We start from the raw sequence: 15,200 nt of genomic DNA on the forward strand, positions 1-15,200 counted from the left end.
CCGCCCCCGCGAGGGCGGCCCCGGACCGGGGACGAGCTACCGCTTCAGTACGTCAGGCTCAGAGCCGGGCGCACTGTCCGGCGGCCGGACCGCGTACGGTGTTCGGCCGGTTGTCGTTGCCGGGCGCGGGCGTGTTGCCCGAGCAGGAGAGCGGGCCGTTGACCGTGTTCGCCGCCACCAGCACCGGCTGGCTGCCGGAGTTGCCGGTCAGGCTGACCGGGCCGGCGACGGTGAGCGTGTCGAGGCGTACCCCGCCGGTGTTGTTGGTGGCCGAGACCGGGCCGCTGATCCGGCCGGACTCCACCAGCACCGCACCGGTCGCACCGGTCACCGTCACCGGGCCCGAGACCGTGGTCCGGGTCAGGGTGAACAGCACCGGACGGGTGGCCGTGACCGGACCGGAGATCGTGCTTCCGGTGCTGATCAGGGACGCGCCGGGGGCGACCGTGACCGGCCCGGAGACCGTGGCGTTCTCCAGGCAGGTCAGGCCCGAGGCGACGGTCAGCGGCTTGCTCCAGCGGCCGGTGATCGTCGTGGTGCACTGCGGGCCGGGCTGGCCGACCGCCGAACGCGGCCGCGGGTCCGCGGTCACCGGCGAGTTCCGGCCGAGGTAGTCGATCAGCATGGTCAGGTCGTTGTCACCGGTGGTGGCCGGGTTGGTGCCGCCGCCGAGCGTGGTGAAGTTGTCCCCGCCGGCGGCGAGGAACGAGTTCACCGTGACCCGGTACGTCGCGGTCGGGTTGATCGCCACGCCGTTGAGCTTCATCGACGTGATCCGCGAACCCTGGGCGGCGTCCGGCAGGTACGTGTAGCTGAAGCCCTTGGAGGCACCCAGCCAGAGCACCGGCCGGGAGGCGCCCGCCGGCTGCCACTGCTGCTCCAGCACCTGCTTGATCTCGGCACCGGTGTAGCTCTTGGTCACCACGTCGTTCGAGAACGGCTGCACCGAGAAGGCGTCGGAGTAGGTGACCGTGCCGTCGGTGCGGTAGAGCAGGTCGGCGCGGAGTCCACCCGGGTTCATGAACGCGATCTGCGCCCCGCCCCGGCCGGGCGCCTCGGTCCCGGCCAACTGCACGTCGGCGACGAAGTTGCCGAGCACCGACTCGATGCCCCGGTTCTCCTGGCCGTTGGTGTAACCGCGCCTGACGTCGGCGGTGATCTTGCCGAGTTCGCGCTTGCCCAGCTCGGCGGCGTTCGCCTTGGCGGTGGCGACGATCGCCGCCACGGCCGGGTCCTCCGGGGCGCCGACCACGTCGAGCAGCGCCGCGTCGGCGGCGGTGACCGACTTCGTGGCCGGGTCGAAGGTCAGGGTGACCTTGCCCAGCTTCTGGCCGTAGTCCTCGGCCTGCACCACCGGACGCAGCTTGTCGGTGCCCGGGACCGGGACCTCGAAGGCGTACGGCTGGTGGGTGTGGCCGCTGAGGATGGCGTCGATCGTGGCGTTCGCCCGGGTGTACTTGCCGAAGACCGGGTCGTTCGCCAGTTCGGCGGCGGAGTCGATGTTCTCGGTGGCCGCGCCCTCGTGCGCGAGGAGCACCACCACGTCGGCCTCGCCGTTGGCCGGGTTGCCGTCCTTCAGCTCACCGGCGACCTTGTTCGCCTCCGCGACCGCGTCCCGGAAGGTCAGGCCGGCGATGCCGTCCGGGCTGACCAGGTTCGCGGTCTGTTCGGTGACCACACCGACGAAGCCGACCTTGACCCCGCCGACGGTGCTGACCGAGTACGCCGGCAGCACCCGCTCGTCGCCCCGGTAGACGTTGGCGCCGAGCAGCGGGAAGTCGGCCCGGTCGGTCACCCGGCCGGTCAGGTCCGCGAAGCCCTTGTCGAACTCGTGGTTGCCGACCGCCGAGGCGGCGACGCCCATCGCGTTCAGCGCGTCGATCGTCGGGTTGTCCCCGTCGATCGCCGAGACGAAGGTCGAGGCGCCGATGTTGTCCCCGGCGGAGACAAACGCGGTGTTCGGGTTCTCCGCCCGGAGCCGGTTCACCAGCCCGGCGAGCTGCGCCGCGCCGCCGACCGGCTGCCCGTTCACGGTGGCCGGGGACTCCAGCCGACCGTGGAAGTCGTTGATGTTCAACAACTGGAGGTTCACCGGCGTGGCGGTGGTACGCAGGCCGACCACGATCGGGTTGTGGTCGCTGGCCCGGTACGGGTTCGGCGCGAAGAACGCCGGGTGTCCGTCGTACTGGAAGGCAAACGACTCGTGCGAGTTGATCTGCCACACGTCGACCCCGGTGACCCTGGCCGCCAGCGACGGTGAGGCGATGGCGTGGTCCAGCGAGCCGGACTCGCCACCGAAGACGTAGCTCGCCTCGCCGGTGGTGTTCAGGTCGACGTACTGCTTGTCGTAGAGGACCTGCACCGGGTCCTCGTGGCTGTACGCGTTGAAGTCGCCGAGCAGCAGCACGTCGTCGCTGCCACTGTCGGCCTTGAGCTGGTCCACGAAGGTGGCCAGCGCCCGCGCCTGGCGGACCCGGTCACCGTTGAACGCGCCCTGGCCGTCGCCGGTGTCGGCGTTGTCGCCGGTGGCCGCGTCCGAGGTGCTCTTGGACTTGAGGTGGTTGGCGACCACGGTGAAGGTGACCGCGCCCGAGGTGAAGCTCTGCGCGATCGGCTCGCGCGCGTTGAACCAGACGGTCTCGTCGTTCACCGAGCGGGACTCGCCCGAGGTGGCGACCTTCGCCGGCTTGAAGATGATCGCCGTGGTGATGAAGTCCTGCTGGCTCGCGGGCGGCAACTGCGCCGGGGTACGGACGTAGTCCCAGGTGCCCGCGCCGGCAGCGGTGTTCAGGGCGGCGACGAGCCGCTTGAGCGCCTGCTGCGGGTCGGCGGTGTTGAACCGTACCGAGTTCTCGATCTCCTCCAGCGCCACCACGTCGGCACCGAGCGCGTTGATCGCCGATACGATCTTCGCCTCCTGCTTGAGCAGAGCGGCCTCGTCCTCCGCGCCGCGCGCCTCGCCACCGAAGTGGACGAAGTAGTTGAGCACGTTGAAGCTCGCCAGGCGGATGTCCCCGCCGACGTTCTCCGGTGCCGCCGTACGCGGGTTGGTCGACGCGAAGGTGGTCCGACCGGCCGGCGGGGTGGCCGCGTCGATCGGGGCGGTCGGCTGGAGCCGCCACTCGTTGAAGCCGTACGACAGCACCGTCGGGCCGAACGCCTCGACCCGGTCACCCACGCGCAGCGGGCTGGTCGGCGAGAAGTACGGCGGCAGGGTGTTGTCGGTGGAGAGGTTGGTGGTCCGGCCGTCGTCGATCAGCAGCCGGCCGAGCTTGTTCGCGGCGGCGACCTGCTGGGCCTCGGGGGTGCCGGGGCGGGCCAGGTCGGTCGGGATGACCGCCGCGTGCTCACCGGCGGCGAGCACGACCTCGCCGTACCGGTTGGTGTTGTAGACCTCGGAGACGGTGTACGGACCGACCGGGGTGACCAGCATCGACTCGGCCGACTCACGCCCGGCCGGGTCGAGCGGCAGGCCGAGCGTGACCGGCGCCGGCAGGGCCACGCCCTGGTCGCAGACCTGCACGTCGGCCTTGGCGCCGATGCTGACCTGGGTGAGCCCGTTGAACTCGCTCGCGGTGCCGCTGACCCGGACCCGGTCACCGACGGTCACCGCCGGGTGGTTGGCGGCGTTGCTGGTCAGGTAGACGAAGATGCCGTCCGAGGCGGTCCCGGCGGCCGGGGCGCGGCCGCCGCTGCCGACGGTCTGCACGGTGACGCCGTTGTAGCCGCCGGTGCGGTAGTCGCCGGTCACCACACCTTCGACGGTGACCCGGGTGCCGGCCAGCGGGGTGGCGTCACCGGTGCCCTGGACCTGGGCGATGGTGTGGGTGACGGCGACCTCGCAGCCGACCGGGTCGGGATCGGGGTCGGGGTCCGGGTCGCCGCCGGTGTTGCGTACGCCGAAGGTGTTCGGAGCCGCCTCCCGCCAGCTGCCGCCGATCTTCTGCAACGAGGAGCCGACCGGGCTGCTGGAGCCCTCGGCCACACCGATGTCGGTGCCGGTCAGCCCGTTGGCCGGGCCGCCGACGGCGGCGAAGGTGCCCTCGTAGGTGAGGTACTCCGCGACCGTGCCGCCGGGGGCGACCAGCGCGATCCCGTCCGGCGAGCCGTTCTGGACGCCGTCGACCGGGTAGCTGGCGACCACCACGCCGGCGGCCGGCACCGCGCCGCTGAGCGTACGGGTGTTGTACACGGCGCCGTTGTTGCCGTTGTAGAGGACGATCTGCCAGCCGGCCAGGTCGAACCCGGCGGGGGCCTCGATCTCGATCGCCTCGCCGGAGTCGGTGCCGGCGTTGTCGTAGTGGATTTCGCTGATGAACGGGTTCGCCGTCGGTTCGGCGGCCACTGCGGCGGTGCCGCTGGCCAGGCCGAGCGCGCTGGTGGTGAGGAGTACGCCCAACGCGTTCAGTGAGCGCGTGCGTCTGTTCCGGCGCATCAAACTAAGCCTCCGTAAAGGGGGGTAGACGCGCTGGAGCATATGCGGGAACGGTGTCGTTACATGAACTGCCGGGTGTACGGGGTGGTGTAAATATTCCGCGCTCCAGCCTGCGGAAACGGGCTATCGGGTGTGCTTCGGCCGTCGCTGACAAAACGCCCCGACCCACAAACCCTGACGGTACGGACGAACGGGAGTCCCCGCCGTCGGCATTCCGACGGCGGGGACTCCACGATGTGATGATCTGTTCGGGATGACGTTTTACCGGCGGGGCGCCGCCCGGCGGGTGGCTACTTCAGGGCGAGCGTGCGGGCGTCGGCGGCGATGACGCTGGCGACCTCGGCCGGGACCAGCTTGCCGGCCTGCCGGTCGACGTAACTGGCCAGCTCGGCGTACTTGTTGTCGACCAGCTTGGCGGTCATCGTGTTGATCGCGGCCGGGTCGGCGCCGGAGGTCAGGATGACGTAACCGAGTCCGGCCTGGCTCACCGTCACGGTGAAGGTGCTGGTCGCGGTAGCCGTACCCTCGGGGCCGGTCACCTCGGTGCGCACCGTGTGCCTGCCGGCGGTCAGCTTGACCAGGTCGAGCTTGCGCCCGGCGGCCGACTTGCGGCCGTCGACCGTGACCGTGACGGTGTCCGCGTTGGTCGCGGCGACCGCGATCACCGGGGACTGGGCCCGGTCCAGCCGGGTGCCGTCGGCCGGCGAGGTGATCTCCACGGTGGGATCGGCGGAGGCCCGCTGTACGAACGCCGAGTTCCAGCCGACCAGTTCGGCGGCGCGGTTGGTGATGACCGCGTCGGTGCCGATCCGCTCCAGCCGCTGCCACAGACCGGCCGAGTCCATCGTCCACGCCATCACCGCCACTCCGGCGGCGTGCAGCGGGGCGACCACCTCCGGCTTGGCGAGCAGCGCGTTGCCGTCCGGGTTGTACGCGGTCAGGTGCAGTTCCTTCGAGATCGCCACCGGGTCGGCGTCGAGGCTGCTGCGGAGCAGGCCGAGCGGCAGCTCGGGGGCCAGCTCGTAGGTGTACCTCAGGGCGTCGACCTCGAAGCTCTGGACGAACACCCGGTTGGTCATCTGCTCGTCGCGGATCACCTTGACGATCGTGGCGACCTCGTCCCTGGTGTGCTTGCCCTTGATCTCCAGGAGCAGGCTGCCACCACGGGTACGCAGGTCGGCGAGCTGTTCGGCGAGGGTCGGCACCCGCTCGCCGACGTACTGCGGGCCGAACCAGGAGCCGGCGTCGAGCGCCTTGATCTGCTCGGCGGTCAGGTCGCGGATGTTGCCGGTGCCGTCGGTGGTCCGGTCGACCGTGCCGTCGTGCAGGATGAACGGAATACCGTCCTTGCTCGGCTGGACGTCGTTCTCGATCCAGTCGGCACCGCCCTTGCGCGCGATCTCCTGGGCGACCAGGGTGTTCTCCGGCGCGGCGGCGGAGGCGCCCCGGTGCGCGATCACGGTGAACGGGCTGCCCTCGGGACGGATGTAGCCGTTGGGCGGCAGCTCGGTGACGGTGACGTCGTCGTACGAGACGGTGGCCCCGTTGACAAAGAGCCCCTGGACGCCGTCGGCCGAACGCTGGAGGTTGTTGGTCCGCATCGCCTCCCGCCCGTCGAAGATCCAGCGGGCCTGGTTGCCGTGCACCTCGACGGCGACCCGGACGTCCCGACCGGTGCCGGCGGCGTACGGGGCGGAGGCGGTGTTCGGCACGACCCAGGTGTTCGCGGTGGTCCGCTGGGCGAATTCGAGACCGTTGGCGGCGGTGGTGCCGCTGCGCATGGTGGCGATCCACCACGGGGTGGCGCCGTTGGCCGGAATGTCCAGGCCGAGCGAGGCCCAGCGGGTGGCGGCGGAGACGGTCTCGAAGCGCATCGTCGCCTCGATCCGGAAGTCGTTCAGGTGCCGACCGAAGGTGATCTTGTTGTTCTCGCTCGAACTGGCGGAGGTTCCGTACAGCCGGCCGTTCTCGACCTTCCAGGCACCGTCGACCGCGTTCCAGCCGGCGGGCAGTGAGCCGGAGGAGAAGTTCTCCGACACGACGATGTTGCCGGGTTCGGCCGCCGCGGGCGACGAGGCGGCGACGGCCACGGCGCCGACACCCCCGGAGACGGCGATCGCGGCGAGCACGGCGGCGGCCCGGGTACGCCCGGCGACGCGCCCCGTCCCGGCGCGGTCGAGCGGCGATGAGGCGGGAAGGACAGTCATGGCCGGGATGTTAGGGAACAGAGCCGAATCCATGATCAATCAGACGTGACCCCCGCCGGAACGCCCGGTGTACGCGACCGATCCTCACGAAACCGCTCCGACCAGGCACCCCGTCGATAGTGTCGGGGCATGAACGGAGCCGAGGCGCTGATGCGTACGCTCGCCGGGTCCGGTGTGGAGGTCTGCTTCGCCAACCCGGGCACGACCGAGCTGCACCTGGTCCGGGCACTCGACGCGGTGCCGCAGGTGCGGCCCGTACTCGGCCTTTTCGAGGGGGTCGTCACCGGCGCCGCCGACGGTTACGCCCGGATGGCCGGCAAACCGGCCGCCACCCTGCTGCACCTCGGACCCGGGCTCGGGCACGGCATGGCGAACCTGCACAACACCCGCCGGGCCAACTCGCCGCTGGTCAACATCGTCGGCGACCACCCGACCCGGCACAAGGCACAGGACCCACCGCTGGAGTCGGACATCGCCGCCGTCGCCGGCACGCTGCGCGGTCCCGTACGCCGACCGGAGAACCCGACCGGCGCCGGCCAGGACGGCGCGTCCGCGTACGCCGAGGCCCTCGAACCACCCGGCCAGATCGCGACGCTGGTGATGCCGGCGGACGTCTCCTGGGGCGAAGGCGGGACCGTGGCCGACCCGATGCCCGCCCGCTCCGTGCCACCGGTCGACCCGGCGGTGATCCAACGTGTCTGCACGATCCTGCGCGGCGACGAGCCGGCCGTCCTGATCATCGGCGGGCCGGCGGGACGGGAGCCGGGGCTGCGCGCCGCCGGCCGGATCGCCGCCAGCACCGGGGTCCGGGTGATGCTGGAGCAGTACGTCCCGCGCCTCGAACACGGCGCGGGGGTGCCGACCTTCGAGCAGCTCGCGGCCTACCCCGAGCAGGTGGCGAGCCAGCTCGACGGGGTACGGCAGGTGATCGTCGCGGGTGGCAAGGCTCCGGTCTCCTTCTTTGCCTACCCGGAGCAGCCGAGCTGCCTGGTGCCGCCGGAGGCGAGGACCCAGATCCTGGCCGAGGTCGGCCAGGACGTGGTCGGCGCGTTGACCGCGCTGGCCGACCTGCTCGACCCGGACAGCGAACCCGAACTGTCGACGTCGTCCCGCCCGGCGCTCCCCACCGGAGCGCTCACCGCGACGAGCTGGGCCCAGGTGATCGGCGCGCTGCTGCCGGAACGGGCCATCGTGGTCGACGAGACGATGAGCTGCCGTCCCGCGCTGGCCGGCGCCACCGCCGGCGCTCCCCGGCACGACCTGCTGGTGCAGCTCGGCGGCGCGATGGGCGAGGGCATGCCGATGGCGATCGGCGCCGCGATCGCCGCCCCGGACCGACCGGTGATCACGCTGGAGGGCGACGGCTGCGCGGTCTACACCATCTCCGCGCTCTGGACCCAGGCCCGGGAGAAGCTGAACATCACCAACGTCATCCTGACCAACCGCTCGTACGCCATCCTGCGCGAGGAGTGGGGACACCTGGTGGCCGGCGGGGTCGACGCCCGCTCCGACCGGCTGTTCGACCTCGGTGACCCGACCATCGACTACGTCAGCATCGCCGAGGGCTTCGGGGTGCCGGGCAGCCGGGCGACCACCGCCGAGGAGTTGGCCGAGCAGTTCTCCCGGGCGGTCGCCGAACCGGGACCGCACCTGATCGAGGCGATCTTCCCTCCGGTCGCCTGACCGGTCTCCCCGGGCGTCCTGGGGATGCCCGCTGGCTGAGCGCCCGGTCGATCCCGGCCTGGCTAGCTGAGCGCTCGGTCGATCGCGGCGCCGAGCCGGGGCGTGAGGCTGCGGGCGTAGGTGGCGGTCAGGTGGTTGCTGTCCCGGTAGACCAGCACGCCGCCGATCACCGGGGCGCAGTTGTCGGCCGGGCAGATGGCGTCGGTCAGGTCGACCAGGCTCACCTGCGAGAGCCCCTTGACCGCCTCCGCCTGGGCGGGGCCGGCGCTCCAGGAGACCGCGACCTCCCGGGAGGTCGCGCACTTGGTCAGCTTCGCGCGGTTCGCCGACACACACTCCGCCGCCCGTACGTCCAGCGCCGGGGTGTCGCGCAGCACCACCGTACGGACACCCGCGTCGGTCATCGCCCGCCAGGTCCGGCGCATCCCCTCGACCGTCGCCCGCTGCGCCTCGGCACCGCTGAGCACGGTGCCCCCGCGCATCGGGAGGTAGGACGAGTTGCTGGTGATCAACAGATCCGGCTTCTCCGACCCGGTCAGCTCCGTCCGCAGGTTGCTGTTCCACTCGGCGCACGCCGGCTGCCTACGGTCCATCACCGAGACCTCCAGGTCCAGGAACGGACAGGACCCCTTGAGGTACGTGACCAGCCGCCACTTCCGCTCGACCGCCATCGCCTGCAACGCCGGAATCCAGTTCGCGGCGTGCGAGTCCCCCGCCACCGCCACCGTGTAATCGGACTCACGGTCGCCGTAGACGCACTTGACCAGGTCGGACTTGGTCCCCTCGGAGAAACACTCGTGCCGGTAGACGTCCGGCAGGTCGTTCTTGGCGGCGAGCGGGTCCGGCACGATCACGTCCACCCTGTCCACCGGCACCCCCGCCCGACTGCTCCGGGGCGTCTCCCCGAGCACCGCCGCCCCGAGCGGACCGGTCGGCGAGGCCGAGACGCCGGGTACGGCGCCGGGTGAGGCGTTCAGCGGCGCGCTCAACGCGCTCGGCGGGAGCTGACGCGGCGGCGGCCAGACGGTGAACTGGAACAACAGCCCGGCCAGCACCGGTACGGCGGTGAAGAACAACCCCAGCCGCAGCGCCCGTACGGGATAGAAGGCCAGCCGCTTCGATCGCCGTACCGGGTTCTCCAGGTAGTGGTAGGTCAGCGCCGCCGGTATCGCGGAGAAGAGCACGACGGCGAGCCCGGCCGCCACGCTCAGCTCGCCGAACCGGGCCTGCGCCGCCACCAGCAGCGGCCAGTGCCACAGGTAGAGCGAGTAGGAAAGGGCACCGACCGCGCGTACCGGGCGCAGCCCGAGCAGCAGTTCGGGGCCGGTACGGCCGGCGGTGCCGGCGGCGATCACGGCGGCGGCACCGAGCGTCGGCAGCAGGGCGAGGTAACCCGGGAAGGCCGCACTCGGTGTGATCCAGAGCGCGGCGGCGGCGATCGCGGCGAGTCCGGCCCAGCCGATCGCGGCGGCGACCGGCCGGGGCAGGCGGGCCAGCCGGTGGCTGAGCAGGGCCAGTGCACCGCCGAGCGCCAGCTCCCACATCCGGGTGGTGGTGACGAAGTAGGCGCGGGCCGGGTCGGACTGGGTGAGGTGGATCGACCAGGCGAACGACGGGATCGCGATCAGCGCCAGCGCGGCCAGCAGCCAACCACGCCGGCTGACGCCCGTACGCCCGGCGACGCCGACCGCCTCGGCCCGGCGCCGACCCCAGCCGGACCAGCCGACCACGATCAGCAGGAGCGGCCAGACCAGGTAGAACTGCTCCTCGACCGCGAGCGACCAGTAGTGCTGGAGGATGCTCGGCGCGTCGCCGACCGCCAGGTAGTCGACCGCCTGCTCGGCCAGTCGCCAGTTCATCCCGTAGAGCCCGCTCGCCACCACGTCCCAGCCGGTGTCGGCCCAGCGGGTCTTCGGCAGGAAGAACAGGGTGAGCACCAGCGTGGTGCCGAGCACCAGGCCGGCGGCGGGCAGCAGCCGCTTCGCCCGCCGGGCGTAGAAGCCGGTCAGCGAGATCGTCCCGGTCCGCTCCAGCTCCGCCACCAGCAGCCCGGTGATCAGGAACCCGGAGATGACGAAAAAGACGTCCACCCCGACAAAGCCGCCGGGCAGGAAGTCCAGCCCCGCGTGCGACAACAGCACGAGTACGACCGCCAGCGCGCGCAGTCCCTCGATGTCACCTCGGTAGCCGGCCCGGATGTCGGTCTTCGGCTCCGGCCGGCTGTCCAGTTGAGTCATCTCCGCCAACCCCTTCAGCCCCGTCCCGTGCCGGCGGCGCGACCCGGCGGCCGAGGGGTGCGGCCGAGGCGGGTCGATGACGGGTACGACGGGTTTTAGGGCATGGTAATGCCGGAAAGCACCCGCTTAGCGCAATATGGACAAGTACCGGCGAGGTTGCCGACCATTCCCCGCCGGCCGGTGCGCCGGGGTCCTGCTCAGCGGGGTCCTACCAGGAGTTCCCGGTGGGCCAGCTCCGGTGGGAGCGGCACGCGGCGCAGTTCGTTGCCGAGCAGGTCGATCTCGGCCAGGACGACGTTCTCGCCCTCGCCGTCCGGGTACATCAGCCGGTCCCCCGCCACCCAGAAGGCGTCGCCGCCGGGCAGGCCGCGCACCACCTGGCCGGTCCTGGCATCGGTGAGCTGCGCCCGCGCACCCCGGACGACGACCAACTCGCCGTCCTCCGACCACGAGTACGGCCCGGTCACCTCGCCCCTGATCGGGAGCAGTCGGGTCGGCTCTCCGGTGGCGGCGGAGAAGAGTTGCAGCCCTCGCCTCGGATCGGGCCCCGATCCGGCGGGTGGCTGGCCGGGATCGGTCTGTGGCAGCACGATCTCCGTACCGTCGGGCGACCAGGTGAACTGGCAGGGGCCGGTGCACGGGTACCGCTCCCCGTCCACCGGGATCTCGCGCACCTGGTGGTCGGCGGCGGTGAGGATGACCGCGGTGAGACCGGTCGGCGACTCCTTGTTCGTCGCCGTGAGCAGCAGTCTCCCGCCGTCCGGGGACCACTGCGGCCGCTGGAGGTGGTTGCCGGTCCGGACCCAGTCGACCCTCCGGGTCGGCACGTCCACCAGGCCGGTCTCCTCCCGGCGGCTGTAGTCGTACGCCGCGGCGAGGTTGCCGCGCGGAGCGGCCCAGAGTTCGTCGTACTCGGCGAAGCTCGGGTAGCCGTCGCGGGTGCGGTCGAACGCGTAGGAGTGGACGCTGGGCGAGCCGGTGCTGGTCCCGCCAATGATCATCATGCTGTCGGAGAGCGGGAACGGGGTCCGGGTCCACTCGTCGCCGGGCGCGGACGGCGCGCCGGTCAGGGCGCCGACCGGCTGGACGTAATCCGGCCCCGAGCCGGGGCGCAGCCAGACGAAGGGCGCCGCGAGCACCAGGAACGCGGCGACGCCGGCGACGGTGCCGACCGCGCGGCGACGACGCCGTACCCGTCGGCCCCGGGCCATCGCGAGCGCCGCCAGACCGTCGACCCCCCGCGCCTCGTCGGCCAGTGCGCGTACGGCCCGACGGAGGGCCTCGTCGGTCGCGCGGCTCATCGCGCCGGCTCCCACCGGGTCCGGGGCTCCCGGTGCGCGGGTTTCCCGTACCGCCGGGACGACGCCTCGTCCCGGGTGGTCAGGTCGTCGAACGCGGGCACCAGGTCACGCAGCTTGGTCAGCGCCCGGGACGACTGGCTCGCCACCGTCCCGGTCCGGCAACCGAGCAGCTCGGCGGTCTGCTCCACGCTCATGTCCTCCAGATATCGCAGCACCAGCACCGCGCGCTGCCGGGGCGGCAGCATCCGCAGCGCGTCGCGCAACATCAACTGGAGCGCGGTCTCCTCTGCGGCGTCGCCACCGGCGGCGGGTTCCGGGGTGGACGCGAGCGGCACCTCGGGGCGTCGCCTGCGCCGACGCCAGCCGGAGATCTGGTCGTTGTAGAGGATCCGGCGTACGTACGGCTCCGCCTCGCCCCGGATCCTGGACCACCGGGCGTACGCCTTCGCCAGCGCGTCCTGTAGGAGGTCCTCGGCAGCGTACTGGTCACCCGCGAGTGCGTACGCGACCCGCAGCAGAGCCTCCCCGCGTTCGTTGACAAAATCGGTGAACTCCCGCTCGGAAGCCTGGTCCACGGCCCACCTCCGTCCTAACGACGCCGCCGGGGCCGGAAATGTTGCCTGTCGACCGGCCCCTTTCCCCCGAGTCATCGATCCCGTCACCGACCTGGGCCCACGCGATCCCGGACACGGTCGGCGCACCCCTGGTCACCGCCACGCCGGGCGGGCCCTAGGGTCGGGGTCGACCGTCCCGGACGACGGGACGAGGGGCGGGAGGCGCGGGCGGTGCGTGAGCTGCTGGTGATCGGTGTCGGTGCGGGCGACCCGGACCACGTCACGATGCAGGCGGTACAGGCGCTGCACACGGTGGACGTTTTCTTCGTCCTGGACAAGGGGCCGGCGACGGCGGACCTGACCGAGGCGCGGCGGCAGATCCTCGAACGCTTCGCCCGCCCCGAACGGCACCGCGAGGTGCTGGTCGCCGACCCGCCGCGCGACCGGGCCGCGACCGACTACCCGGACGCGGTACGACTCTGGCGCGACGCCCGCGCCGAACTGCTCGAACGGGTCCTCCGGGCCGAACTGGCCGACGGAGGACGGGGCGGTTTCCTGGTCTGGGGCGACCCGTCGTTGTACGACGGCACGATCCGGGTGCTCGACACCATCGTCGCCCGTGGCGTACTGCCGCTGGAATACCAGGTGATCCCGGGCATCAGCAGCGTGCAGGCGCTCGCCGCCCGACACCGGGTGACCCTCAACCGGGTGGCCGGCGCGGTGCACGTGACCACGGGACGACGGCTGGCCGACGGGCTGCCGGAGGGCGTCGACGACCTCGTGGTGATGCTCGACGCCCGGTTCGCCGCCAAGGCGTACCGGGACCAACAGATCGACATCTACTGGGGCGCCTACCTCGGTACGCCGGACGAGGTGCTGATCTCCGGCCGGCTCGGCGAGGTGGTGGACCGGATCGAACGGACCCGGAACGAGTTGCGCGAACGCAAGGGCTGGATCATGGACACGTACCTCATCCGCCGCAACCCCTGACCGGTGTCCACGGACACCGGACCATTGACTCGGGGCAATCCCGGAGATCCCCCTGACCTGCTCCGCCGGCTCTTCAGAACGGGTCGCACCGCGTGCTCGACTGGGCGCTCACCCGTCGATTGGAGCTGTCGCGTATGCGAAGAACATTCCGGGCCGCCGTCGGTGTGACGGCCGCACTGGTCCTCGTACTCGGTGTCGCCGCCGCACCCGCCGGGGCGGTGACCGGCGGCACCGGCGCCGAGCCCGGCACGGCCGACACCAGCACGAACGGTTGGCGACCCACGCCGCCCGACTGGAGGCCCTGCCTCGAGCAGCCGGACAGCGCCGACCTGCGCTGCGCCACCCTGCTCCTGCCGGTCGACTGGTCCCGCCCACGCGGCGCGACCTTTCCGCTGGAGATCGTCAGGCGCGCCGCCACCGGGCCGGCGGCCAGCCGGATCGGAGTGCTCCTGACCAACCCCGGTGGCCCCGGCGGCTCCGGCGTGGACGCGTTGATCGACCGTCCGGAGCGGTACGGCAGCGCCGAGGTGCGCGAGCACTTCGACCTGATCGGCTTCGACCCGCGCGGGGTGGGCCGGAGCAACCCGATCCGCTGTTCGGCGCAACTCCTGGCCGAGTTGCCCTTCCCCGTCCCGGCCGACGAGCGGGCGTACCGCGACATGGTCGCGTACAACCACCGGCTGTACGAGAACTGCCGGGCACACACCGGTCCGCTCCTCGATCACGCCGACACGGTGAACGTGGCGCACGACATGGACGCGATCCGGGCCGCGCTCGGCGAACGGCAAATCAGCTACAACGCCGCCTCGTACGGCACGCTGATGGGCCAGATGTACGCCGAGCGCTACCCGAACCGGGTACGGGCCATGGTGCTGGACAGCGTCATGGACCACAGTCTCGGCACGGCGGCGTTCATCCGTACCGAGGCGGTCGGCGCGGAGAACGCGTTCGAGCAGTTCGTGGCCTGGTGTGCCCGGGAGACCGGCTGTGTGCTGCACGGACGCGACGTACCCGGGCTCTTCGACCGGCTGATGCGCCGCGCCGAGGCCGGCGACCTGGTCGACCCCCGCTCCGGCCGGACGCTGACCTGGTTCGACCTGAGCGCCGAGACGCTTCAGGCGTTCTACGACCCGCGCTGGTCGGAGCTGGCCGACCGGCTCGCCACCCTGGCCGCGACGGACGCGGCGACGGATGCCGAAGGCACGGGAGAACGGGGCGGGACGGCCGCGGACGAGCCGGTACCGTTCGCCATGCCGATGTTCTGCCAGGACTGGGCGCTGCCGGTCGACAGCCTGGCCCGGCTCCACCGGTACGTCGAGATGTCCCGGGCGGTGGCACCGCACATGCGGGGGTCCGCGCCGGCTCTCATGGCCACCGGTCTCTGTCTCGACTGGCAGGGTCCGGTGGGCAATCCGCAGCACCGGCTCCGGGTACGCACCGACCTGCCGCTGCTGGTGGTCAACTCGCGGCACGACCCGATCACCCCGTACGAGTGGGCGGTGAACGTCGCGGATCAGTTGGGGCGCAACGGTCGACTCGTCACCTTCGAGGGCCCGGGTCACGGCGTCTACCCCGGTACGCCGTGCCTCACCGACTTTGTCGACCGCTACCTGATCGACCGGACACTCCCCCGGCACGGCGCCGTCTGTGCCGCTCCCGCGCCGACCGCCCGCCCGTACGCCGCCGAGCGGACCGCCCAGTCACCCGCGCCGACCGGCCCCTGGACGATGCCGCCCGTACGCTGACCCGCCCTCCGGTCCCGGCCGGCTGGTTAGGAAGGGCCCCTTGTACAA

At 71.8% G+C, this 15,200-nt stretch carries 8 protein-coding genes; 3 read left to right on the forward strand and 5 right to left on the reverse strand.

Going from position 1 to position 15,200, the window contains the following annotated elements; translation table 11 throughout:
* Positions 1-58: 58 nt before the first annotated feature.
* Both ACI2K4_RS30145 and ACI2K4_RS30150 read right to left on the reverse strand, forming a co-directional pair.
* Complete coding sequence (locus tag ACI2K4_RS30145; protein ID WP_404516241.1) at positions 59-4,435, reverse strand: ExeM/NucH family extracellular endonuclease; 4,377 nt, start codon at positions 4,433-4,435, stop codon at positions 59-61.
* Between the two features lie 290 nt (positions 4,436-4,725).
* A complete protein-coding gene (locus ACI2K4_RS30150) occupies positions 4,726-6,642 on the reverse strand; it encodes a glycerophosphodiester phosphodiesterase (RefSeq protein ID WP_404516242.1) in 1,917 nt (638 codons plus the stop codon).
* 129 nt (positions 6,643-6,771) lie between these two features.
* Between ACI2K4_RS30150 and ACI2K4_RS30155 the strand changes: the two genes are divergently transcribed.
* On the forward strand, positions 6,772-8,325 hold the full coding sequence (locus ACI2K4_RS30155; protein ID WP_404516243.1) for an acetolactate synthase large subunit: 1,554 nt from the start codon (positions 6,772-6,774) through the stop codon (positions 8,323-8,325).
* A 62-nt stretch (positions 8,326-8,387) separates the two neighbouring features.
* Here the strand turns inward: ACI2K4_RS30155 and ACI2K4_RS30160 are convergent, their stop codons facing one another.
* From ACI2K4_RS30160 to ACI2K4_RS30170, 3 genes are all read right to left on the reverse strand, one after another.
* Positions 8,388-10,562, reverse strand: a complete 2,175-nt coding sequence (locus ACI2K4_RS30160; protein ID WP_404516244.1) for an acyltransferase family protein — start codon at positions 10,560-10,562, stop codon at positions 8,388-8,390.
* 197 nt (positions 10,563-10,759) lie between these two features.
* Positions 10,760-11,863, reverse strand: a complete 1,104-nt coding sequence (locus ACI2K4_RS30165; RefSeq protein ID WP_404516245.1) for a hypothetical protein — start codon at positions 11,861-11,863, stop codon at positions 10,760-10,762.
* Positions 11,860-12,438, reverse strand: a complete 579-nt coding sequence (locus ACI2K4_RS30170; protein WP_404516246.1) for a SigE family RNA polymerase sigma factor — start codon at positions 12,436-12,438, stop codon at positions 11,860-11,862. The genes ACI2K4_RS30165 and ACI2K4_RS30170 overlap by 4 nt, the downstream gene beginning before the upstream one ends.
* Before the next feature lie 210 nt (positions 12,439-12,648).
* Between ACI2K4_RS30170 and cobF the strand changes: the two genes are divergently transcribed.
* The gene (gene cobF / locus ACI2K4_RS30175; protein ID WP_404516247.1) at positions 12,649-13,407 is read left to right on the forward strand and encodes a precorrin-6A synthase (deacetylating); all 759 of its coding nucleotides are present in this window, start codon (positions 12,649-12,651) and stop codon (positions 13,405-13,407) included.
* A gap of 134 nt (positions 13,408-13,541) precedes the next feature.
* Complete coding sequence (locus ACI2K4_RS30180) at positions 13,542-15,152, forward strand: alpha/beta hydrolase (protein ID WP_404516248.1); 1,611 nt, start codon at positions 13,542-13,544, stop codon at positions 15,150-15,152.
* Positions 15,153-15,200: the final 48 nt, after the last annotated feature.

It is taken from the genome of Micromonospora sp. NPDC050397 (genome assembly GCF_044901685.1).
Lineage (GTDB): Bacteria > Actinomycetota > Actinomycetes > Mycobacteriales > Micromonosporaceae > Micromonospora_G.

Excerpts from the sequence above, each read along its gene's own strand:
- ACI2K4_RS30155 (WP_404516243.1), top strand. The coding sequence starts at position 6,772 with ATGAACGGAGCCGAGGCGCTGATGCGTACGCTCGCCGGGTCCGGTGTG.
- ACI2K4_RS30180 (WP_404516248.1), top strand. The coding sequence starts at position 13,542 with ATGCGAAGAACATTCCGGGCCGCCGTCGGTGTGACGGCCGCACTGGTC.
- ACI2K4_RS30150 (WP_404516242.1), bottom strand. The coding sequence starts at position 6,642 with ATGACTGTCCTTCCCGCCTCATCGCCGCTCGACCGCGCCGGGACGGGG.
- ACI2K4_RS30160 (WP_404516244.1), bottom strand. The coding sequence starts at position 10,562 with ATGACTCAACTGGACAGCCGGCCGGAGCCGAAGACCGACATCCGGGCC.
- ACI2K4_RS30165 (WP_404516245.1), bottom strand. The coding sequence starts at position 11,863 with ATGAGCCGCGCGACCGACGAGGCCCTCCGTCGGGCCGTACGCGCACTG.
- ACI2K4_RS30145 (WP_404516241.1), bottom strand. The coding sequence starts at position 4,435 with ATGCGCCGGAACAGACGCACGCGCTCACTGAACGCGTTGGGCGTACTC.